Here is a 22664-nt window from a genome sequence, read left to right as displayed (position 1 = left end):
TCCTGAAGCCCGGTGGGGCCGTTCCATGGCGCACCTCTTTCTCTCCGCGGCGCACAAGTCCTCCGGCAAGACGACGCTCGCCATCGGCCTCGCGCGCGCCTTCGTCCGGCGCGGGGTCGCGGTGCAGCCGTTCAAAAAGGGGCCCGACTACATCGACCCGCTGTGGCTCGGCGTCGCCGCCGGGCGGCCCTGCCACAACCTCGATTTCCACACCATGTCCGCGCGGGAAATCGAGGACACGTTCGCGACGCGCATGGCGGGCGCCGCTCTCGGCCTGATCGAGGGCAACAAGGGCCTTTACGACGGCCTCGACCTCGACGGCTCCAACAGCAACGCGGCGTTGGCGAAGCTGCTGGCCGCGCCGGTGGTGCTGGTGATCGACGCGCGCGGCATGACGCGCGGGATCGCGCCCTTGCTGCTCGGCTATCGCGCGTTCGACGCCGATGTCGCGATCGGCGGCGTCATCCTTAACAAGATCGGCGGATCGCGCCACGAAGCGAAATTGAGGGCGATCATCGATCATTACACCGGGATTCCCGTGCTGGGCGCGGTGCAGCAGGATCCGGCGCTGGAGATCGTCGAGCGCCATCTCGGCCTGATGCCGAGCAACGAATGGACCGCGACCGAGGCCACCGTCGACACCATCGCCGATGCCGTCGCCCGCCAGGTGGACCTCGATCGCGTGTTGGCGCTGGCGCAAGCGGCGCCGCAAGCGTCTATTGTTCGCCCGCCTATCGGCGGGACGCGCGCTTCCGACGTGCGCATCGGCGTCGCCCGCGATTCCGCCTTCGGATTTTATTACCCGGGCGATCTGGAGGCCCTGGCGGCGGCCGGCGCCGAGTTGGTCTTTTTCGACACGCTCCGCGACCGCGCATTGCCCGATATCGACGGCTTGTTCATCGGCGGCGGCTTTCCCGAAACCCACATGGCGGGGTTGGAGGCGAACGCCTCCTTGCGCGGCGAGATTCGCGCGGCGCTGGCGGCGGGGCTTCCGGCCTATGCCGAGTGCGGCGGGCTGATGTATCTCTGCCGGCGGCTGAAATGGAAAGGCGACGTCCGGGACATGGTCGGCGCGATCGCGGCCGACGTGACGCTGCACGCCAGGCCGCAGGGGCGCGGCTATGTGCGGCTCAAGGAAACCGGCGCCGGTCCCTGGCCCAAGGCCGGTGACGCCGACGAAACGCCGCGCGACATTCCGGCGCACGAATTTCACCACGGCGCTCTCGATGCCCTGCCGTCCGATACGGTCTTCGCCTACGAGGTGCTGCGCGGCCACGGGCTCGACGGCCGTCACGACGGGTTGGTGCAGGGCAATCTGCTCGCGTCGTTTTCGCATTTGCGCGACACCGGCATGAACCGGTGGGCCGCGCGCTTCGTGGCGTTCGTGCGCCGGTGCAAGGCCCAAGGGGCGGACCGAATCCGGACGACGGCCGCCGCGGCCGCGCCGACCGCGACGCCAATCCGGCGCGCGGTGCGCGGATCCGCCGCGACGCCCGCGCGGGTGCACCTGGTCGGCGCCGGGCCGGGCGATCCCGGCTTGTTGACGGTGCGGGCGAAAGAAATTCTGGCCGAGGCGGACATCGTCGTCTACGACCGCCTGGTTTCGCCCGAAGTGCTGGCGCTGGCGCGTCCCGGCGCCGGCCGGATTTTCGCCGGCAAGGCCGCGCGCACCCACTTCGTCGAGCAAGACGAGATCAATCAGTTGCTGGTGCGCCTGGCGCGCGGGGGCAAGCGCGTGGTGCGCCTCAAGGGCGGCGATCCTTTCGTCTTCGGGCGCGGCAGCGAGGAGGCGCTCGAGCTTGCCCGCAACAGCATCGCCTTCGAGGTTGTGCCGGGCGTATCCGCCGCGACCGGCTGCGCGACCCGCGCCGGCATTCCGCTCACCCATCGGGGTCTCGCGCGCGCCGTCACCTTCGTCACCGGCCATGCCCAGGACGGCCAGGAGGTCGATCTCAACTGGAAGGCGCTGGCCGATTCCAAAACCACGCTGGTCGTTTACATGGGCCTGACCAACGCCGCGTTGATTTCGCGCGAGTTGATCCGGGCCGGCCTGGCACCCGCGACGCCGGCGGCGGCGATCGAAAAAGGCACGACGCCAGCGCAACGCACGGTGCTGACCACCCTCGCCGATCTTCCCGATTGCGTCGTCCGCGAACAGTTCCGCCCGCCGACCCTGTTCGTCATCGGCGAGGTGGCGGCGCTGGCCAAGGACCTCAATTGGGCCTCGGAAATCGTCGACTGCGAGCGACTTCCGGACGACCGGACGGCGCATGGCTGAAGCCTCAACCGCCTCCTGGGCCCGGCGGGCGCTGGTGATCGTCGGGCACGGTTCGTCCAGCCAGCCCGAAGGCGGACGCTCGGTCGAAGCGCTGGTTGAAACGGTGCGCGCGCGGGGGATTTTCGCCGACGTGCGCGCGGCATTCCTGCGAATGGGGCCCAAGCTCTCCGACGTTCTCGACGAGTTGGCGGGGTGGGCGACCTATATCGTTCCGCATCTTGCCGCCGACGGCGTGGTCGGGGAAGCGCTGTCGGGCGCGGTCGCCGCGCGCAAAAGCATCGTCATCTGCCGGGCGACCGGCACCCATCCCGACGTCGCCCGGATCGCCGCCCGACGTCTCGCCGAGCTCTGCGCGCGTTTCGCCCTTTCGGCCGATCGCCTCGGCGTCCTCGTCGCCGGTCACGGCACTTCGCGCAACCCGGATTCCTCGGCGCGCGCCCGCGCGCTCGTCGACGCGCTGCTCGCGGCGGGAGCCGCGCGCGAATCGGCGGCCGCCTTCATCGAGGAGCCGCCGTCGATCGCGGAATGGGACCGATTGCTCGCCGTCGCCGACATCGCCGTGGTGCCGCTTTTGATGGCCGAGGGACGCCACGGCGGCAGCGATGTGGCGCGCCTGCTGGGCGTCGCGCCGGACGGAACGGAAGCGCCGTTCGCGGGCCCGTTCGCCATGCGCGGGCGCAGGCTGTGGCTGATGCGCCCGCTCGGCGTCGATCCCGGCTTCGCCGACATCGTGCTGGCGCGAGTAACCGAAGCCGACGGCTAGATGGGTCTCCGGGACGCGGTTAAAGGGATTCGACCATACCTTTAAGCAGACTTTGCACTTCGGTCGCGATCGTTTCCAGCGCCGGGTTCTTGATCGCGGCCATGGACGCGATCGGATCGACGGCGGAAACCTGGACCTTGCCGTCGTCGTTCTGCTGAACGATGACGTTACAGGGCAGCATGGTGCCGATCATCGGTTCGGCCTGAAGGGCCTTGTGGGCGAAGCCGGGATTGCAGGCGCCCAGGATGGTGTAGGGCCGGAAATCCGCGCCGATCTTTTTCTTGAGCGTGTCCTTGACGTCGATGGTGGTGAGCACGCCGAATCCGCGATCCTTGAGGGCGGCGGTGGTCTTGGCGATCGCCTTATCGAAGGGCAGATCGAGGGTCTTGGAGAAATAATACGTCATGGCGGGTTCCCGTTCTTGAACATTGGCGATCATGGGGGGATATTGGGCATATGTAGGCGCCGAAAGGGGTCCGGGCAAGGGAACGGTCCATGATCGTGATCATCGAAAACGTTCTCGATGCCGAGGATCTCGCGTTCGCGGACGAAACACTCGCCAAGGCGCGCTTTCGCGACGGTGCCGAAAGCGCGGGCGGGACCGCGCGCGGAACCAAGCGCAACCTGGAAATGGATCGTGCGGCGACACCGGGCGCGTCGGCGCTCGAAACGCTGCTCGTGCGCGCGCTCGCCGCCAAGCGCGAATTTAACGATTGCGTTCTGCCGTGCCGCTATTCGCGCCCGATCGTCAGCCGTTACGAACCGGGCATGGCCTACGCCCGGCATGTGGATAACCCGCTGATGGGCGGGGCGGAAGGCATGCTGCGCACCGACGTTTCGGTCACGATCTTCCTCGCCGATCCGGCAAGTTACGACGGCGGCGAGTTGACCGTCGGCGCGGAGGGAGAAGAACGCGCGATCAAGCTTCCGCGCGGACACGCGGTTGTCTATACCACCGGCACGCCGCACCGGGTCGCGCCGGTGACGCGGGGCGCGCGGCTCGCCGGAATTCTGTGGGCGCAAAGCGTGGTTGCCGATCCCGGTCGGCGCGCGATCCTCGCCGACCTTCAGCGCGCTCACCATATTCTCGTCGAAAAATCCCCGGATGCGCCGGAAACCGCGGCGCTGTTGCAGGGGTATTACAACCTTCTTCGTCTGTGGGCCACGCCATGAAAACCAAAGCCGCCATACTGGAAACCATGGGCCTGCCTGCGCCCTACGCCGAAAGCCGCCCCTTGCGCATCGCCGAGGTCGACCTCGACCCGCCGGGCGAGGGCGAGGTGCTGGTGCGCGTGCGCGCGGCCGGGCTTTGCCATTCCGATCTTTCCGTCATCAACGGCGACCGTCCCCGGCCGACGCCGATGGCGCTCGGCCACGAAGCCGCGGGCGAGGTCGAGGAAGTCGGCCCCGGCGTCAATGACCTCAAGCGCGGCGACCATGTGGTGATGGTGTTCGTGCCGAGTTGCGGGCATTGCCTGCCGTGCACCGAGGGCCGTCCGGCGCTGTGCGAACCTGGAGCGGCGGCCAACGGCCAAGGCGCGCTCATCTCGGGCGCGCGCCGGTTCCGGCGCGGAAGTGAAGCCATTCATCACCACGTCGGCGTTTCCGCGTTCGCCGAATTCACGGTGGTTTCGCGCAATTCGTTGGTCAAGATCGATCCCGATCTGCCGTTCGAGACGGCGGCGTTGTTCGGTTGCGGCGTTCTGACCGGGGTCGGCGCGGTAATCAACACCGCGAACGTGCGGGCGGGGTCCTCGGTCGTGGTGGTCGGCCTGGGCGGAGTCGGACTCAATGCTTTGCTCGCGGCGCGCCTCAGCGGGGCGGGGCGCATCGTCGCTCTCGACATCCTTTCCGACAAGCTCGCGCTCGCGCGCGAACTGGGCGCGACCGACGCCGTCGACGCCGCCGATCCCGATGCCGTCGCCCGGGTGCGGGATATGACCTCGGGCGGCGCCGACTACGCCTTCGAAATGGTCGGCTCGGTCAAGGCGATGGCGCTGGCCTACCGCCTGACCCGGCGCGGCGGAACCACCGTCAGCGCGGGTCTCGCCCACCCCGATCACACGTTCGCGCTGCCGCACGTTAATCTCGTCGCCGAAGAACGCACGGTGAAAGGCAGTTATGTCGGAAGCTGCGTGCCGTTGCGCGACGTGCCGCGCTACATCGCGTTGCACCGCCAGGGCCGGTTGCCGGTCGACAAGCTGATGAGCGGGCGGATCGGATTCGACCAGCTCAACGCGGCTTTCGATCGCTTGGCGGCGGGCAGCGTCGTCCGTCAAATTCTAGTGCCGGGCGATCCCGTTTCGCCCAGCATTTAAGGCGGGCCCGACAGGGGAAAATCCCTTATTGTTCCGGGAATTCCAGGCTGTTAGCATTTTTTGAATTTCACTGCGCATGGCCGCGCGACCAAGACCGAATCGAAATGAATGACAAACCCGCCGCCGACGCACGACCGGCACTTCCGAAAGTAGGCCTGATCGACGGCAACGTCCGCTATCGGGCGGAAATCACTTCGGCTCTCACCCAATATTACGACGTCATTCCCTTTCCCGACGGCCGCGACGCAGTGGTCGGGTTGATCGCGCGCCCACCGGCGGTATTGATCATCGACGAGAAGGCGCCGCCCGGCGGCGGCATGGCGGTACTGGAACTGATCCGCAAAAACCCGTCGCTCGCGGCGATCCCGGTCATTGCCAAGGCGGAGGACGCGGGATCGGCCTTCGCCGCCGCGGCGAAGGAAGCGAGCCATTGCACCGTGATTTCGATCCCGTTCAAGCGTAGCCAGCTGCTGGCGGCGATTTCCGGCAACGTCAACAAGGAGATCGAGGCCGCCTGGGACAAGGTCGAACCGGTGCAGCAAGCCGCGCTCAAGCAGTCGGTCGCGACCTTCAACCAGATCGCCGAATTGCTCGAAGACGGCAAGCCGATCCCGTTCGAGAAGGTCAAGGACAGTTGCGAGCCGCTCGCCCGCGCCGTCAGCGAAGGCAACTTCAAGGATGTGCTCAAGGGCGTGCGCGGCCACGACAATTACACTTACGTTCATTCGATGCGGGTGGCGACGCTGCTCTCGCTGTTCGGCCATCGCATCGGCATTCGCGGCGACGATCTGCTCACCCTCGCGACCGGCGGGTTATTGCACGACGTCGGCAAGATGGACGTTCCCCAGGACGTTCTCAACAAGCCCGGCCGGCTGACCGACGAGGAATTCGCGGTCATGCGCAGCCACGTCACCCACACCAGCCGCCACTTGCGCGACAGTCCCGGCATTCCCAGGGGCGTCATCACCATCGCCGAGCAGCACCACGAAAAACTGAACGGCAAGGGCTACCCGAAGGGCCTGCAAGGGACGCAGTTGAACGATCTCGCGCGCATGGCCGGGATCGTCGACATCTTCAGCGCGCTGACCGACCGGCGCGTTTACAAGCCTCCGGTGCCGCCGGAAAAGAGCCTGGAAATCATGGAAGGCATGACCGGCGAAATCGATCAGAAGCTGCTCGGCATGTTCCGCGGCATGCTGCTCGAGGCGGCCGCGGGCACGTGGGATAGCTGACCCGGGGGGGCATCCGAAATGCCCTTTCGCCGCGGTCAGCCCCGCCCGACGAAGGGCATCTTGGTCGCCATCACCGTCAGGAACTGGACGTTGGCCTCGAGCGGCAGGCTCGCCATGTAGGCGACCGCGCGTCCGGCGTGTTCGACGTCCATGCGCGGCTCGACCGCGATTGTGCCGTTCGCCTGCGGCACGCCCTTGGTCATGCGTTCGGTCAACTCGGTCGCCGCGTTGCCGATATCGATCTGGCCGCAGGCGATATCGAAGGGACGGCCGTCGAGCGAGATGCACTTGGTCAGCCCGGTCATGGCGTGCTTGGTCGCGGTATAGGGGGCCGAGAACGGCCGGGGCGCATGGGCGGAGATGGAACCGTTGTTGATGATCCGTCCGCCCCGCGGAGTCTGCTTTTTCATGATCCGGATCGCCTCCTGGGAGCACAGGAAAGTCCCGGTCAGGTTGGCGTCGAGGACCTTTTTCCACTGTTCGTAGTTCAATTCCTCCATCGGCACCGCGGGCGTGCCGGTGCCGGCGTTGTTGAACAGCACGTCGAGCCGGCCGAACGCCTCCAAGGTTTTCGCGAACAGCGCCTTGACCGATGCGGGATCGCCCACGTCCGTCGGTACCGCCAATGCGCGGCCGCCGAGCTTTTCGATGTCCTTGGCGGCCGCCTGCAACGGTTCCGGCCGCCGTCCGGCCAGAACGACGGCGAAACCGTCGCGCGCGAGGGCGAGCGCGGCGGCGCGGCCGATGCCGGTGCCGCCGCCGGTGACGAGAGCGACCTTAAGCGAGTTTGTCATGGGAAAACGGGCCTTTCGTGTCCATCGGCGATTACGCCGCGCGCCGGTCGCGGAGAATCATGTCCGCGCCTTTCTCGGCGATCATCAAGGTGGGCGAGTTGGTGTTGCCCGACGTGATGGTCGGCATGATCGAGGCATCGATCACCCGCAACGCCCCGATCCCGCGCACGCGCAGGCGTTCGTCCACCACCGCCATCGGGTCGGGCCCCATCTTGCAGGTGCTGACCGGGTGGAAAATGGTGGTGGCGATGTCGCCCGCGGCGCGCGCCAGTTCTTCGTCGCCGACGATCTCGGGTCCGGGCCGGAACTCCTCGGGCGTGAAGCGGGCGAGCGCCCGGGTCGCGACGATCCGGCGGGTAAGCCGGATCGCGTCGGCGGCGACGCGGCGGTCTTCGGGGGTGGAAAGATAGTTCGGGCGGATGGCGGGCGCCTCCCTGGGGTCGCGGGATCTGATGCGGACCGTGCCCCGACTGGTCGGGCGGATGTTGCAGACCGAGGCGGTGAACGCCGGAAACGGATCGAGCGGTTGCCCGAACTTGGGCAACGTCAGCGGCTGGACGTGATATTGCACATTGGGCGTCTCGCGCGAAGGATCGCTTTTGGCGAAGACGCCGAGTTGCGACGGCGCCATGGTCATGGGGCCGCGCCGGAACAACATGTATTGAAGCCCCATGCCGATCTTGGTCAGGGGGTTGTGGGTCATCTCGTTGAGCGTGCGCGTGCCACGGACCCTGTAGGCGCAGCGGATTTGCAGATGGTCCTGCAAGTTTTCGCCGACGCCCGGCAACTCGTGGCGAACTCCGATCCCGAGGCCGCGCAACAAATCGCCGGGGCCGATTCCGGACAACTGGAGAAGCTTGGGCGAGCCGATCGCCCCGCTCGCCAGCACGACCTCGCCCGAGGCCACGGCGTGGCGCACCGTGCCGTGTCGTTCGAAGACGATACCGGTGACGCGCTTGCCGTCGAACATCAAGGCGCGCGCTTCGGCGTGGGTGAGGACCGCGAGGTTGGGACGGTGGCGGACCGGATGCAGAAACCCGTGCGCCGTGGTCCAACGCACGCCGCTTCGTTGATTGACGTGGAAGTAGCCGGAGCCCTCGTTGTTGCCGCGGTTGAAGTCGTCGATCTTGGGAATGCCGATTTCGGCGCAGGCATCGCGGAATGCCTCCAGGATTTCCCAACGCACGCGTATGTTTTCGATCCGCCATTCGCCGCCGACGCCGTGCATCGCGTCGTCCGCGCCGTCTCTGCCGTCGAGAGCGAAGTCTTCGTGCTTCTTGAAATAAGGCAGCACGTCGTCCCAACCCCAGCCGGCGTTGCCCATTTGGCGCCATTGGTCGTAATCGCGCGCCTGGCCGCGCATGTAGATCATGCCGTTGATGGCCGAACAGCCGCCGAGCACCCGTCCGCGCGGGTAATCGAGCGCGCGTCCGTTAAGACCGAGGTCGGGTTCGGTCTTCAGGCACCAGTCGGTGCGCGGGTTGTTCATGGTTTTGAGATAGCCGACCGGGATCTTGATCCACAGGTAATTATCCTCGCCGCCGGCTTCGAGCAGCAGGACGCGGATCCCCGGGTCGGCGGAGAGCCGGTTGGCGAGCAAACAACCGGCCGTGCCGGCGCCGACCACGATGTAATCGAATTCGCCGAACCGATCGCCTTCGGGCGCAACGCTTGGGCTCACGCGATCGTTTCTCCCGCCGATTCCATTGCCGGGGGAACGATGCGGCTTTCTGCCGGCTGGATCAAGGCCGCCGGCGCAGGCGGTCCTAGAACAGCCCCTCGATCCGCCCCTGGGCATCGAGGCGAATGCTGTTGGCGGCGGGAACCCTGGGCAAGCCCGGCATGGTCATGATTTCGCCAGTGATCACCACCACGAACCCGGCGCCGGCCGAGAGCCGAACTTCGCGGACCGGCACCACGTGGTTGGACGGCGCGCCCTTGAGGCTGGGATCGGTCGAGAAGCTGTATTGGGTCTTGGCCATGCACACCGGCAGTTTGCCGTAGCCGCCCGCTTCCAGGTCCTTGAACTGCTGGCGGACGCGGGAATCGCCGACGATGTCGGAGGCGCCGTAAAGCTTGGTCGCGATCGTTTTGACCTTTTCCCACAAGGGTGTCGCATCGTCGTAGAGCGTCGAGAATTTCGAGACGCCGCTGTCGGCCAGCTTGACCACGTACTTGGCCAGTTCGATGGTGCCGGCGCCGCCCTCCGCCCAGTGGTTGCATTCGATCGCAGTGGTGCCCAGTTCCTCGGCGGTCTTGCGCACCGCGGCGATCTCGGCGTCGGTGTCGGCCATGAATCGGTTGATCGCCACCACCGGCGGCACGCCGAACATCTTCACGTTGCGGATATGGCGGGCCAAGTTGGCGCATCCCGCCTTGACCGCCTTGACGTTTTCCTTGGCCAAATCTTCCTTGGCGACGCCGCCGTGCATCTTGAGCGCCCTGATGGTCGCCACCACCACCGCCGCGGTCGGCTTCAGGCCCGCCATCCGGCACTTGATGTCGAAGAACTTCTCGGCGCCGAGGTCGGCGCCGAAACCGGCTTCGGTCACCACATAGTCGGCGAGTTTGAGCGCCGCCTTGGTGGCGATCACCGAATTGCAGCCGTGCGCGATATTGGCGAACGGGCCCCCGTGGATGAAGGCGGGGCTGTGCTCGAGGGTTTGCACCAAATTCGGCATCAGGGCGTCCTTGAGCAGCACAGTCATCGGACCCGGCGCCTTGAGGTCGGCGGCGCGGATCGGCTTGCGGTCGCGGGTATAGCCGATCACGATCCGACCCAGGCGTTCCTCGAGGTCCTTCAAGTCGCGCGACAGGCAGAAAATCGCCATCACCTCGGACGCCACCGTGATGTCGAAGCCGTCCTCGCGCGGAAAGCCGTTGGCGACGCCGCCCAAGGAATTGATGATCTGGCGCAGCGCCCGATCGTTCATGTCCATGACCCGGCGCCAGGCGACGCGGCGGGTGTCGAAGCCCAGTTCGTTGCCCCAATAGATGTGGTTGTCGATCAAGGCCGAGAGCAGGTTGTGGGCGGTGGTGATGGCGTGGAAGTCGCCGGTGAAGTGAAGGTTGATGTCCTCCATCGGCACCACTTGGGCGTAGCCGCCGCCGGCGGCGCCGCCCTTGACGCCGAAGCAGGGCCCGAGCGACGGTTCGCGCAGGCAGATCATCGCCTTCTTGCCGATACGGTTGAGCCCGTCGCCGAGGCCGACCGTGGTCGTCGTTTTGCCTTCGCCGGCGGGAGTCGGAGTGATCGCCGTCACCAGGATCAACTTGCCGTCCTTGCGGCCTTTGAGGCTGTCGATGAACTCGGCGGAGACCTTGGCCTTGTAGTGGCCGTAGGCCGACAGGTGCTTTTCCGGGATGCCGAGTTTGCGGCCGATCTCGACGACCGGCTTCATCGTCGCCGCGCGGGCGATCTCGATGTCGCTTTTCACTTTGCCCGGCTTGCGGGGTTTCTTGGCGGCGGCCATGACGGTGTCCTTTCGATGTGCTCGACGTGTCGTGAATTGCTGGGCCGTGAACGAACTGTCGGGAAGTACGCGACCGGCACCGGCGCGCGCCGATGTCGGCGCGGCCGGGCGGTGGCTATATCACGCCTTCGGGTTCCATTCTCCCACCCGCACGGGGGGCGGTGCGGACCGGCGGCCTCGTTATTTCTTGTAGGAGGCGGGCTTGCCGGGGCCGAGCGGGGTTTTCGGCTGCCAGTTCATGAGCTTTTTGAATTTTTCCCGTTCTTCGTCCTTCATGTAGACGGTGTGCTCGGGGCCCGGATAGTCGTGATTGCGCACATCGGCCATGTAGCGCTTGTAGACGTCCTCGATGATGGGGATGAGATCGGTGTAGATCTTGGAGTGGCGCGGCACGTGTTCCTCATAGAGGTGGAACAAATCCGAGCCGATGATGTGGACGCCATGGGCCTTGTTGCCGGCGCCCAGGCTGATAACCGGCACCGGCAGGGTTTCGGTCAAGTACTGACAGACTTCCTCGCTCGTCACTTCGCACAGGATCGAGAAACAACCGGCATCGACCATCGCCTTGGCGTCGTCGATCAATTCCTTGGCGCGATCCGACGTCTTGCCCTGGGCGACGAAGCCGCCGAGCTGGGGCATGCGCATCGGCGTGATGCCGATGTGACCCTGGACCGGAATGCCGGCCTTGACGATCGCCTCGATGTTCTTGGCGTGATGGCGGTTGCCTTCGCACTTCATCACCTCGGCGTTGGCCTCGGCGACGAAGCGGCCGGCGTTCTCGACCGCCTGCTCGGGCGATACATGGAAGCTCCAGTAAGGCATGTCGACCATGCGCAGGCCGTATTGCGAACCGCGATCGACCGCCTTGGACATCATCATCACTTCGTCGAAGGTGACGGTGACCGTGCTCTTGTGGCCGAACAGGACCATGCCGCCGGTGTCCGAGACGCAGAGGATATCGACGCCGAGACGGTCGGCGACCACCGCGTTGCGGTAGTCGTAGACGGCGAGCTGAACGATCTGCTCGCCCTCGCGCATCTTGCGCATCAGTTCGGTGATGGTGATTTTCTTGCGTTTCTTCGGTTCGGCGGCGGCAGGATTGGCCATGGGTCTTTCTCCCTGTCGGGTTGTTGCTCGGTTGTGGGATCCGGGTCCGGCGGAAACAAAGGGCCGGTCGGTGGAAGCTGAAAGGGCGGCTATCGTCCAAGGGGAATGGACATAACCCGTTTATCGCTGGTCGGCTGGACTTATCCCCCACCTGGAACGAATTAGATTGATTTTCCTAGGATTTCTACGTGTTTATGAGAATGCTTGTCAAAATGGTATCATTTATGAGTTGATAACGAAAACATCAGTTAAGCGAATTTTGATAGACGTCCACAATCAAACGCTAATATGAATTCAGGCGGAAACCTAGAGAGGGGGAGCGCCATGCCTGGGCTCAGCCTAGGGACTGGTCCCGGTTGCGGCTGGCGGCGGCCATGGGCCGCGCGGTCGTTGTTTGGCGGGATCGTAAAGCGGTATCCGTTCGACGCGAACGTGGTCGAACCGGCGCGTGCGGTCGCGAACCCGCGTGCCCGGTGCGGCGTCGGCGACGTGGACAAATCCGAGCCCGATCGTCCGCTCTTCGAGCGCGACGCTGGTGCAGGCCGAGGTGACGGCGATCTCGCCCCGCTCCGGAGGATAAAGCTCCTCGGGTTGCCAGGGAGATCGGACCGGCTCAGGTTCCGCCGTGAAGGCGACCAGGCGGAGCGGCGATCCGCCGGAGGTATGGGGCGCAAGGCGTTCGAGGCCGAGCGCGGCCGCGTCCGCCCCCAGGCGGCACTCGTTGACGAACAACATGAACCCCGCCTCGATGCGCAGAATGTCGGCGGCGGCGAAACCCGCCGGGCGCGCGCGTTGGGCCAGAGCCGCGCGCAGTCGCGCGGCAGCGGCCTTGTCGGCGACGATCTCGAATCCTTTTTCGCCGGTATAGCCGAGCCGTCCGACCCGGCAGGGTATGCCCGCGACGATCGCTTCGGCGTGGCCGAAATAGGGAATGGCCGCCAGGCGCTCCCGCTCGCCAAGGGGCGCAAGCGCATCGAGGGAGCCCGGCCCCTGCACGGCGAAAATGGCATTCGAGTCGCTCAAGTCCTCGACCTGCGCGCCGTCGCCGGCGAGCGCGATCAGCGCGGCGATGTCCCGGCGGCGGCCGCTCATCACCTCGAAGGCATGGTCGTCGAGCCGCCAGAGGGTGAGGTCGGCCTCGACCGCCCCGCCCGCGCCGAGGCGGAGGGCGTAACGAATCGCTCCCGCCGCCATGTCGCCGACGGGGCGCGGCTGAAAGCGCTCCAGGATGGCGACGGCGTTGCGGCCGGTGACGCGCCCGCGGGCGATGAACGAGAAATCGAACAAGGCCGCGCTTTCGCGCACGGCGCGCGCTTCGCCTTCGACGTCGCCGAAATCCGGAATCACGTTCGCGATGTCGAAGGCCATCGTCGCGGCCTCCCCTCAGGCGCCGATGCCGATCCGGGCCAGCATCATCGCGCCGACCCCGATCAGCAGGACCGCCACCACCCGTTTCAACTGAGCGGCGGGAAGCCGATGGCTGATATCGGCGCCCGCGAACGCGCCGATCATCATGATCGCGGCGAGCGCGCCGCCGAGCACGAAATCGACGCGTCCGTGAATCACGTTGCCGGCGGTGGCGAACAGCGCAATCGGCACCATGACGGTCTGGCTGAGCCCGATGGCGACGATCGCCGGCATCTTGAGCCACAGCAGAATCGGCACCAGCACGAGCGGCCCGCCCGTACCCGAAAGCGCGGAGCCGACCCCGACCACGACGCCGATCGCCGCCAGCGCGCTCCTGTTCAGCGTTTCGCGCGTCGATGCGCCGTCTTCGGCGCGGAGAACGGCGTTGAGTCCGGAAAACACGATCAGGAGCGCGATCAGCGCGAGCAGTACGTTGCCCGGCACGTGCGGCAGAATGAATGCGCCGAGATAGGCGCCGGGCATGGCGCCGAGGGCGAGCCACAGGCCCATGTCCCACGAAATCGAGCCCTTGCGGGCATAGAGCGCGGTACCGACCAAGCCGGTGAACAGATAGCTGAAATTGCAGCTGGCGACGGCCAGGTGAACGGGCACGTCGCCGAGAAAGGTGAGCGTCGGCACCAACAGCACGCCACCGATACCGGTCGCGCCGATCAACACGCCGACGAAAAGCACGGCGCCCGCGAGGCCGGCCGCGCCAAGCACCGACATTCCGAGCACCGGGATCATGCGCGCCTGGGCGCGCGCACGCGCAAACCGAACAACAGGGAGGCCCGTCCGTCGGGTTGAATCGTCATGTTCCTGCGGCAGTTCCAGTACCTGGCCACTCTCGCCGAGGAGAAGAATTTCGGGCGGGCCGCGCAGCGCTGCAACGTTTCGCAGCCTAGCTTATCGAGCGCGGTCAAGCAACTTGAGCAGGAACTCGGCATCCCGATCGTGTTGCGCCATCAACGCTTCAGCGGGCTGACCGAGGAAGGCAAGCGCGTGCTCGAATGGGGCAAGCGCATTCTCGCCGACCGCGACGCGATGCTGATGGAGCTCGCCCTGATGCACCGCAATCTCGAGGGACGCATCCGCATCGGCGCGATGCCGATGAGTTCCCCGGTGCTGCCGATGATCGACCGGCTGTTCTTCGTGCGCTACCCCGGCGTTCAGATCGAGACCCACTTCATCGGTCTCGACAAGATGATCGACGGATTGATCAATTCCTATTTCGACATCGGCGTCACCTATCTCGGGGAACAGCCGCTCGGGCGCCTCAAGACGCTTCCGCTCTACGAGGAAGAATTTGCGCTCCTGATCCCCGATCGCGGCTGGGCGGGCAATCGCTCGTCGATGGCCTGGGCGGAAGCCGCCGGCCTGCCGCTCTGCCTGCTGTCGCCGTCGACCCACGAACGCCAGGCGATGAACAAGGCGTTCACTAAATGCGGAGTCACGCCCAAACCCAGGCTCGAATCGGAATCGATCCTGAATCTCGTGTTCCACGTCATGCAGGGCGACCTCGCCACGATTATTCCCAGTCACTTCCAGCATTTCATCGGGCCTTTCCCGCGCACGCGCTTGATTGCGCTGGAGAAGCCGCAGGTGGTGCAAAACGTCGGACTGGTCTGGGTCGACGCACAGCCGATGCGGCCGATGACCAACGCCATGGTCGAATTGATGAAGGAAGCCATTAAGACCGGCGCTCTGGCCGAACAATTGACCGGCAATAGCGGCACAAGCGCGCCCGCGGAAACCCGGCGGACGCAGGCCAAGGGCGTCTGAGGACGCGCCCTTACGCCATGAATCCGGCAACGATGAACAGAAACACGCTCACGCCGGTGATGCCGTAGCCGATCCGCAACACCAGGCGCGCGCCGCGCGCGCCAAACCGGCCCGGGTTGCGCATGAGCCAGCTTCCGACCGTGGCGACGATCGCGCCGGTCACGGCCAGCGCGATCACCACGGGCCGGCTGGCAACCAGGCCGAGAAGCTCCAAGGGCGATCCCTACTGAACCCGCTTGGCGTAAGCCTCGAGAAAGTCGCTCTGGCCGCTGCCCTTCTTGAAGCTTTTCATCGCTTCCTGGTGCAGGATGTCGAGGGCCTCGCGCTTGTATTCGTACGCCTGGGCGCTGCCCAGCATGTCGTAGGTGCGCGGCCTGGGAAGTTCGATCGGGATCACGCGACGCACCGTCGCCGGGCGATTGGAGAGCACCACCAACCGATCGGCGAGGAAGATGGCCTCGTCGATCTCGGACGTGACGAACAGGTTGGTGCGCCGGTTTTCCTCGAACAGCTTGAGGAAGAATTCCTGCATCAGCTCGCGCGACATGGCGTCGAGCCCGCGGAACGGCTCGTCCATGATCATCAGCTTCGGTTGGTTCATCATGGCGCGGGCCAGTTCGGCGCGCCGCTGCATGCCGCCCGACAGCTGAAGCGGGTATTTATCCTTGAATTCGCCGAGACCGACCTTCTCGATCAGCCGGTCGGCTTCGGCTCTGAGCGTCGCCCGGTCCATGTCGCCGCGCAGCTTCGGTCCGAAACTGACGTTCTGGCGCACCGTCAGCCAGGGCATCAGGGCGGTTTCCTGAAACACGACCATGCGGTCGCGCCCGGGACCGCCGGCGGGCACGCCGTCGATCTTGATGGTGCCCGAATCGGGCTGCTCGAAGCCGGCGATCAGATTGACCAGCGTGGATTTGCCGCAGCCCGAGGGACCGATCACCACGGTGAGTTGCCCCGCCGAAACGTCGAGATCGAGGTCGGCGATGACCTGCTGGACTTCCCAGGCTTCGCCGTAGGCCTTGCTGAGACCGCGGATCTCGACGTTGACCCTGGGGATTGCGCCCAAGCCGGTCGCCGGTGACGTCATGTTCATGGCCACAATTCCCGTCCTAGAACAACCGCCGCCAGGGCATGGCCGCGAAGCCGAGATAACGGATCGCGCTCGAGCAGAGATAACCGGCGATGCCGATCGAGATCATGCCGACCACGATCTGCTCGAGCGATCCGCCCATGTAGGAATTCCAGATGAAGAAACCGAGCCCGCCGCCGGCCTGGGTGCCGCCGCCCGAAATCATCTCGGCGGCCACCACCACTTCCCAGGTGATGCCCATGCCGACCGCCGCGCCGGTGAAGATCGAGGGCAGCGTGCCCGGCAGGATGATCTTCCAGAACAGATGCCATTGGGTCGCGCCCATCGATTGCGCCGCGCGCAGGTACTGAATGTTGATGGTGCGCGCGCCGCCGAGCACGTTGATGACGATGGTGTAGAACGCGCCGAGGAAGGTCACGAACGCGATCGACATTTCGTTGGTCGGCCAGAAGATCAGGGACGCCGGCACCCAGGCGAGCGGCGGGATCGGGCGCAGGATTTCGAACGGCGGGAAGAAGATATCGCGGAAATAGCGGTTGACCGCGAGCGCGAGACCGAACGGTATGCCGACGATTTGCGCGGCGATGAAGCCGGCAAGCACGCGATTGATGCTCAGATACCAGCTTTGCCAATAGCCGAGCTCGGTGACGACGCCGGCCCAGGCCGTGACCACCGCGGTCGGCGGCGGGACCATGCCGATCCACGGCACCTGGAATCCGAACATCTGTTTGGAGCGGGAGCACAGCTCCCAGAACGCGAGCGCGACCGCGATCGCGACGATCCCGCGCCAGAACACAGGGCTGGCGAACATGCCGCGGAGCGAAAACCGGGAGGAACCGGACGAAGGGGATGAAGAGGCGACGGCCATGGAATCGTTCCCGTTGTTCGTTCAGGCGAGCTCGCGCTCGCCGGCCTCGAAGGCCTTGATGGCTTCCTCGTGGACCGCGCCCTTGGCTTGCTCGAACAACTGGCGGAATTCGTCCGAGCTGAGGATCTTGTAGTCGCGCGGCCGCGGAATCTTCACGTCGACGATCTGCTTGACCTTGGCCGGCCGGGTGGTCATCACCACCACCCGATCGCCGAGGAAGATCGATTCCTCGAGATCGTGGGTGATGAAGAAAATCGTGACCTTGGTCCGGTCGTACATCTCGAGCAGCGCCTCGTGCATGATCGACTTGGTGAGCGCGTCCATCGCCCGATAGGGCTCGTCGAGCAGTAGCACCTTGGGGTCGTTGATCAGCGCGCGCACGATCTCCGCCCGCCGGGCCATGCCCGAGGACACTTCGCCCGGATACTTGTCGCCGACGTCGTGCAGCCCGGCCTCGGCCAGCATGTGCGCGGCCTTGTCGCGGGCCTCGGCGCGGGAAAGCCGGCCCTGGATGATGGGTCCGTAGGCGACGTTATCGAGGATCGTCTTCCAGGGGAACAGCGCGCCGTTCTGGAAGACGACGATGCGGTCGGCGCCCTGCTCGGCCTTGGGTTTGTCGGGGCCGCACAGCAGCTCGCCGTCGAGATGGATGGTCCCCGTGGTGATCGAGTGGAAACCGGCGATGGCGTTCAAAAGCGTGGTCTTGCCGCACCCCGAGGGGCCGACGATCATGCAAATCTCGCCGGACGCGATCTCGAGCGAGCAGTTGTCGACGGCGATCACGTTGACGCCGCCGGGATCGTAGATCTTGGTCACGTTCTTGATGCTGATCGCGCCCTTGCCGCCGCGGTGCGCGGCGGGCGCGGCGGCGCCGTGAACGGCCGTCGTCGCGGTCATGGCGCTCATCGGCCCTCCAGCGCCAGCGCGCGCGTCCGCCATTGCATCAGGCGATTGCCGGTCATGCGCACCAAGGCCGAGGTGAACCAGCCGACGAAGCCGAGCGTCAGCATGCCGATCACCATCGGCACCGTGACGCTGTTGACGTAGGACGACAGGATCATGTAGCCGAGGCCGTAGTCGCCCGACACCATCTCGGCCGCGACCAGCGAGAACCAGGCGACGCCCATGCTGATCTGCAGGCCGGTGAAAATGAACGGCAGCGATCCGGGCACCACCACGTGCCAGAAGACTTGCCTTGGCTTGGAACCGAGGCACCCGGCGGCGCGGAAGTAGGCTTCGTCGATCGATTCGACGCCGAGCAGCGTGTTCAGCACGGTGACGAACAGCGACGCCAGCGTGGCGAGGAAGATCACCGGGGTTTCCAGACCCTTGAACATGAGGATGGCGAGCGGCACCCAGGCGAGAATCGGGATCGGCCGCAAGGTTTCCAGGATCGGGAACGTGTAGTCCTTGAAACGCCGCGACCAGCCCATGAGAAGGCCGAGCGGCACGCCGATCACGGTGGCGATGGCGAATGCGATCATGATCCGCCGCACGCTGACCCAGATATGGGTGTAATAGACCTCGGTATAGATCGAGATGCCTTGGAACGGATGCGGCGACAGCCAATCGCGGACGAGCGCGACGGGACCGGGCATTTTCTCGAAGCGCGGCAGCCTCCACACCTCGCAGAACAGCCAGTAGAGCAGCACCCACGTGCCGAGGCCGAGCACCATCAGGTACGGCGCCGGCGAACGCAGTTTCTTGTTCATGTGGTAGCGAAACAGGGCCAATCCGGTTGGGGCCTGCATCCGTCCGCCCTCGACGGTCCCGGGATTGGGCATGGCGCTCGTGATTCCGTCACCGCTCATCGTATTCGGAGCCGTCCTTGGTTCTCGTTACTGTCGTTGACCGGTGCCGCCGCGCGGTCGCGCTGAAACATCCGGTGGTTTTAGCGAAAGTCCCGTTCGGAGCGGCGGCTCCGGGACATGTATCCCGGAGCCGCGCATTCCGACGCCCGACTTACGGCTTAAAGGCCGATATCGGCTGGGCCTTGATCACGCCGAGCGGGCTCGACAGATTGCGCGCCTTCAAAACTTCGCGCGCGGTCTGGTCGGCGACCGCTTCGGGGCGAACCTTTTCCGCAGCCGCCGGCTTCGCGTCCAGGCTGTAAAGGAACGCGGTCGCGTCGTCGAGCAGCTTGCGCACGCGGTCGTTAACGATGTACTCGAGCTGGTTCTTGACCTCGCCGCCGCCGACATCTTTCGGGTATTCGCCGTAAAGCGAAGCCCACAGGATCTTGCGGTCGATCTTTTCGGTCTGCTGCTGGGCCATCGTGGCGACCTCGCCCGCGTTCTTCGGGTCGAGCAGGAATAGCTGCGCGTCGAGCTCCGCTTCCATCCAGGCGCGGATGACGTCGGGCCGCTGCTGGATCAGGTCGTTGAGCGCGATCAGGAAGCCGCCGTCGAGGGCGTCGAAGTCCTCGCCGCTCGCCGCGCGCCGGGCGATCCCTTCGAGCTCAAGCTTGGAGGCGGTCGGCTCCCAGATTACCGCCGCGTCGAGCTTGCCGGCGCGGAAGTTGGTGGTGATCACCTCGATGTTCTGGTTGAGATACTTGTCCGGCTTGATTCCGGCCTTCTGGAAGGCGAGCCGGGCGAAGCGGTCGGTGCAGCTGCCGTGCGGGGACGACGTGACCTTGCCGTCCATCCACTTGACCGCCTCGACGCCGTTCTTGAACTTCGGCGCGTCGTTGCGGACGAAGAAGACGTTGCACTGCTGCTTCGAGGTGCCGAGCGAACCGATGATGCGGATATCCGTGCCGCCGCGCTCCTTGATATAGCGGAAGGTGGCGGCGATGCCGGGCATGTCGCCGACATAGCCCATGTGTTGTTTTTCGCCGGTCATGGCGTTGACGATGATCGCGCCCTGGAGGCCGATCTGGAATTCGACCGTCGAGCCTTTCGGCAACCGCGCTTCCCAGAACTTCTTGCCGTTCATCACCACGCCCGACCAGGACTGGGTGTAGTAGGGCTGATAGCCGACCACCAGCTTCACCGGCGTTCCCGGCTTGCCGAAGTCGACGGCGGCGGACGCGGGCTGGGCCGCAAGGCCGATCCCGACCGCCGCGCACAAAGCAATGCTTCCGATTCTCATCTTCATGTCATGTCTCCCTTGATGGTGAAAAGTCAGCCTGTCGCTCGAGTTTCTTGATCTTGGGGTCGATTCGAAGCGCTCATCCGGGTTGCGCCAACGGGACGGCGGCGGGTTGCTCGACCGGCGGGCAAAAGTCCGCCCGGCCGCTAAACCGAACTCGCGTGCCGATGGTTGTGTCGCGGAAATGTCAGCGATCCATTCGCGCGGCGTCTCCCGGTAAATCCTCCCTAAACCTTGTCCGTTGCACCGAATTTTTTCGTCTGCTTTGTCCTTGGATCGTCGTCCAAAGCGTCACAGTCGGTGCTCTTTAGGTGGTCTTATGAAAAACAATCCGCGCCATTTGTAAAGCTTTATAACCGTATCATTTGATAGAAGTCATCAATAACACAAAAGCACAATTTTCCGAGGTTAACTATCGACTGCGCATATCAACCAATAAGTTTGATAGATTTTACAAATTGCTTTTCGGATCTTAGATTGTTCGGCCTTACGCGGAACGCGCGCTATTTTCGTGTGGCCAATACGCACGCCGGGCGCGCGGGAGCTATGCCGCGGAAGCGGAAGACTTTAAAATTTAGCGCCAAGTCCGGCACCGGGCCGGGCCGAAGCGATCGGCAAGGCCAACGCGAGCCGCAACAGGAGAGACATCATGCCGTCCAGGAACGCCGCGCAGTGGAATACCCCTCCCAACTCGCTCCGCATCGACGAGTTCGTCGACAGCCGGATTTACTCCGATCCCATGATTTTCGAGGAGGAGTTGGAAAAGATCTGGAAGAAGACGTGGATTCCGGTGTGCCACGAATCCGAGGTGCCGGAGCCCTACGATTTCCGCACGCTCACCATCGCGCGCGAGCCGATCATCGTGGTGCGCGGCCCGGACAACAAGATCCGCGCCTTCCTCAACATCTGCCCCCATCGCGGCATGCTGATCGAACGGCGCCCCTCGGGCTCCTTCATGGAAGGCCAGGCGTCGGGCAATCCCAAGCACATGACCTGCATGTTCCACGGCTGGCAGTTCGACATGAAGGGCAACTGCGTGATGATCACGCGGGAAAAGGAAGGCTACCAGGACCGCATCTCGCGCAAGGATTTGGGCCTGCGCGAACTGCGCTGCGAGACCACCTTCGGCAATTTCGTGTGGGTGACCCTCGACGACAACAACCCGCAGACGGTCCAGCAGTGGGCCGGTCCGGCGCTCGAATGCATCCAGAAGAACCTGGATGGCGCGCCGCTCGAGGTCTTCCATTACCACAAGGCGATCATCGGCTGTAACTACAAGCTGTGGCACGACACCAACAGCGAGTTCTATCACGACTACATGCACTACCATAACCGGATCACCGGTTTTAACGACGCCTACTTCGCGCGCAAGAACATGGCCTTCGACAACGGCCACGTGGTCGTCGGCACGTTCGAGGTACAATACGAGAAGTATCAGGGCGCCCATTCGCGCGCCGCGCTGTCGTTCCCCGGCCTGCCGCCCAACCAGTGGTACATGGTCGATCTGTTTCCGGGCGCGAACTTCAACCTGCGCGGCTCGGCGCTCCGGGTCGATCTCATGACCCCGCTCGGCCCGGACAAGGTGCTGATCGAATTCCGCGGCCTCGGCCTCAAGAGCGACACCGCCGAGGAGCGGATGCAGCGGATCGAGCACCACAACTCGATCTGGGGACCGTTCGGGCGCAACCTGCATGAAGATCTGATCGGCGTCGCCGGCCAGGGCACCGCCATGCAGACCGGCGCCGAGCCGCGCCGGATCATCCAGGCGCGTCACGAAAACGAGACCATTCACGACGAAATCGGCATGCGCCATTTCTATCAGGAATGGGGCCGCTGGATGAATCGCCTGCCGAGCGATCCGACGCGCAAATACATGGAAGCGGCGGAGTAGGACGTATCGCTCCAGACAGGAAGGACAGAAGCCATGACCGCAACCAGGGACACGATCGAATCCGTCAAGGAAACGATCTACAAGAGCTGTCTTTTGCTCGACGAGAACAAGTTCAGGGACTGGCTCGAGCTTTGCGACGGCGATTTCAACTATGCCATCACCGCCTACAGCCCGGAAATCCGTCGCGACATGACATATTTTTCGGGTAATCGGCAGGACTTGATCGGGATGGTCGATATCCTGCCCAAGCACAACACCGATCATTCGCCGCTCAAGCGCCACGCGACGGTTTATACCGTCGAGGTGGACGACAAAGCGAAAACCGCCCAGGCGGTGACGTCGGTGGTGATTTACCAGAACATGCTGGACGGCATCAATTCCCACATCGATTCGGGGGAAAATCGCCTGTTCGTGGTGGGCCGCTACGTCGACCAATTCCGTCTCAACGGCGGCGCGCCCAAGTTCGTCAAGCGCGAGGTGCGCCTGGAAACGCGCCGCCTCGACAAAGGCTCGCACTGGCCGTTGTAACGGCGGCCGCCGCGCGCGGGGCTTGCCGCTCGCCCCGGAA

Annotated in this window: 21 protein-coding genes; 8 read left to right on the top strand and 13 right to left on the bottom strand. The window is 64.9% G+C overall.

The window, feature by feature from the left end:
* Nucleotides 1–25: 25 nt before the first annotated feature.
* Both FJ311_00245 and FJ311_00240 read left to right on the top strand, forming a co-directional pair.
* Nucleotides 26–2278 carry a cobyrinate a,c-diamide synthase gene (locus tag FJ311_00245; GenBank protein MBM3949866.1) on the top strand — a complete coding sequence of 751 codons (2253 nt, stop codon included), beginning with the start codon at nucleotides 26–28 and terminating at the stop codon, nucleotides 2276–2278.
* On the top strand, nucleotides 2271–3041 hold the full coding sequence (locus FJ311_00240; GenBank protein ID MBM3949865.1) for a hypothetical protein: 771 nt from the start codon (nucleotides 2271–2273) through the stop codon (nucleotides 3039–3041). Before FJ311_00245 ends, FJ311_00240 begins: the two co-directional genes overlap by 8 nt.
* A gap of 19 nt (nucleotides 3042–3060) precedes the next feature.
* On the opposite strand, the gene FJ311_00235 is transcribed toward FJ311_00240, so the two are convergent.
* On the bottom strand, nucleotides 3061–3447 hold the full coding sequence (locus tag FJ311_00235; GenBank protein ID MBM3949864.1) for a DUF302 domain-containing protein: 387 nt from the start codon (nucleotides 3445–3447) through the stop codon (nucleotides 3061–3063).
* An 89-nt stretch (nucleotides 3448–3536) separates the two neighbouring features.
* Here FJ311_00235 and FJ311_00230 point away from each other — a divergent pair, with 89 nt between their 5' ends.
* The 3 genes from FJ311_00230 to FJ311_00220 all read left to right on the top strand — a co-directional run bounded on the left by FJ311_00230 (nucleotide 3537) and on the right by FJ311_00220 (nucleotide 6591).
* The gene (locus tag FJ311_00230; GenBank protein ID MBM3949863.1) at nucleotides 3537–4214 is read left to right on the top strand and encodes a Fe2+-dependent dioxygenase; all 678 of its coding nucleotides are present in this window, start codon (nucleotides 3537–3539) and stop codon (nucleotides 4212–4214) included.
* Nucleotides 4211–5359 carry a zinc-binding dehydrogenase gene (locus FJ311_00225; GenBank protein MBM3949862.1) on the top strand — a complete coding sequence of 383 codons (1149 nt, stop codon included), beginning with the start codon at nucleotides 4211–4213 and terminating at the stop codon, nucleotides 5357–5359. Before FJ311_00230 ends, FJ311_00225 begins: the two co-directional genes overlap by 4 nt.
* A gap of 104 nt (nucleotides 5360–5463) precedes the next feature.
* Complete coding sequence (locus FJ311_00220; protein ID MBM3949861.1) at nucleotides 5464–6591, top strand: HD domain-containing protein; 1128 nt, start codon at nucleotides 5464–5466, stop codon at nucleotides 6589–6591.
* 35 nt (nucleotides 6592–6626) lie between these two features.
* Here the strand turns inward: FJ311_00220 and FJ311_00215 are convergent, their stop codons facing one another.
* The 6 genes from FJ311_00215 to FJ311_00190 all read right to left on the bottom strand — a co-directional run bounded on the left by FJ311_00215 (nucleotide 6627) and on the right by FJ311_00190 (nucleotide 14119).
* Complete coding sequence (locus FJ311_00215) at nucleotides 6627–7385, bottom strand: SDR family oxidoreductase (protein ID MBM3949860.1); 759 nt, start codon at nucleotides 7383–7385, stop codon at nucleotides 6627–6629.
* A gap of 31 nt (nucleotides 7386–7416) precedes the next feature.
* Complete coding sequence (locus tag FJ311_00210; protein ID MBM3949859.1) at nucleotides 7417–9183, bottom strand: FAD-binding protein; 1767 nt, start codon at nucleotides 9181–9183, stop codon at nucleotides 7417–7419.
* Entirely contained in the window at nucleotides 9152–10858 is a 1707-nt protein-coding gene (locus FJ311_00205; protein ID MBM3949858.1) for a formate--tetrahydrofolate ligase, read from the bottom strand. The genes FJ311_00210 and FJ311_00205 overlap by 32 nt, the downstream gene beginning before the upstream one ends.
* A 180-nt stretch (nucleotides 10859–11038) precedes the next feature.
* The gene (gene panB, locus FJ311_00200; GenBank protein ID MBM3949857.1) at nucleotides 11039–11965 is read right to left on the bottom strand and encodes a 3-methyl-2-oxobutanoate hydroxymethyltransferase; all 927 of its coding nucleotides are present in this window, start codon (nucleotides 11963–11965) and stop codon (nucleotides 11039–11041) included.
* Between the two features lie 339 nt (nucleotides 11966–12304).
* Nucleotides 12305–13333 (bottom strand): aminomethyl transferase family protein, encoded by a 1029-nt coding sequence (locus FJ311_00195; protein ID MBM3949856.1) that lies wholly within the window; start codon nucleotides 13331–13333, stop codon nucleotides 12305–12307.
* Between the two features lie 15 nt (nucleotides 13334–13348).
* Nucleotides 13349–14119: a sulfite exporter TauE/SafE family protein gene (locus FJ311_00190; protein ID MBM3949855.1), complete on the bottom strand. Its 771-nt coding sequence runs from the start codon at nucleotides 14117–14119 to the stop codon at nucleotides 13349–13351.
* A gap of 66 nt (nucleotides 14120–14185) precedes the next feature.
* Between FJ311_00190 and FJ311_00185 the strand changes: the two genes are divergently transcribed.
* Nucleotides 14186–15154, top strand: a complete 969-nt coding sequence (locus FJ311_00185) for a LysR family transcriptional regulator (GenBank protein MBM3949854.1) — start codon at nucleotides 14186–14188, stop codon at nucleotides 15152–15154.
* Nucleotides 15155–15164: 10 nt separating this feature from the next.
* Here FJ311_00185 and FJ311_00180 read toward each other — a convergent pair whose 3' ends face one another.
* The 6 genes from FJ311_00180 to FJ311_00155 form a co-directional block, all read right to left on the bottom strand.
* Nucleotides 15165–15368 carry a hypothetical protein gene (locus FJ311_00180; protein MBM3949853.1) on the bottom strand — a complete coding sequence of 68 codons (204 nt, stop codon included), beginning with the start codon at nucleotides 15366–15368 and terminating at the stop codon, nucleotides 15165–15167.
* A gap of 9 nt (nucleotides 15369–15377) precedes the next feature.
* Nucleotides 15378–16241, bottom strand: coding sequence for an ABC transporter ATP-binding protein (locus FJ311_00175; protein ID MBM3949852.1), 864 nt, complete (start codon nucleotides 16239–16241; stop codon nucleotides 15378–15380).
* 22 nt (nucleotides 16242–16263) lie between these two features.
* Nucleotides 16264–17055, bottom strand: a complete 792-nt coding sequence (locus tag FJ311_00170; protein ID MBM3949851.1) for an ABC transporter permease — start codon at nucleotides 17053–17055, stop codon at nucleotides 16264–16266.
* 78 nt (nucleotides 17056–17133) lie between these two features.
* Complete coding sequence (locus FJ311_00165) at nucleotides 17134–18009, bottom strand: ABC transporter ATP-binding protein (GenBank protein MBM3949850.1); 876 nt, start codon at nucleotides 18007–18009, stop codon at nucleotides 17134–17136.
* Between the two features lie 5 nt (nucleotides 18010–18014).
* Nucleotides 18015–18788, bottom strand: coding sequence for an ABC transporter permease (locus FJ311_00160; protein MBM3949849.1), 774 nt, complete (start codon nucleotides 18786–18788; stop codon nucleotides 18015–18017).
* 286 nt (nucleotides 18789–19074) lie between these two features.
* Nucleotides 19075–20211, bottom strand: a complete 1137-nt coding sequence (locus tag FJ311_00155; protein ID MBM3949848.1) for a nitrate ABC transporter substrate-binding protein — start codon at nucleotides 20209–20211, stop codon at nucleotides 19075–19077.
* Nucleotides 20212–20854: 643 nt separating this feature from the next.
* On the opposite strand from FJ311_00155, the gene FJ311_00150 reads away from it, so the two are divergent.
* A complete protein-coding gene (locus FJ311_00150; protein MBM3949847.1) occupies nucleotides 20855–22096 on the top strand; it encodes an aromatic ring-hydroxylating dioxygenase subunit alpha in 1242 nt (413 codons plus the stop codon).
* 33 nt (nucleotides 22097–22129) lie between these two features.
* The gene (locus FJ311_00145; protein ID MBM3949846.1) at nucleotides 22130–22624 is read left to right on the top strand and encodes a hypothetical protein; all 495 of its coding nucleotides are present in this window, start codon (nucleotides 22130–22132) and stop codon (nucleotides 22622–22624) included.
* Nucleotides 22625–22664: the final 40 nt, after the last annotated feature.

The sequence above is a fragment of the Rhodospirillales bacterium genome (genome assembly GCA_016872535.1).
GTDB lineage: Bacteria > Pseudomonadota > Alphaproteobacteria > Rhodospirillales > 2-12-FULL-67-15 > 2-12-FULL-67-15.
This window is presented reverse-complemented; position numbering and strand designations above follow the sequence as displayed.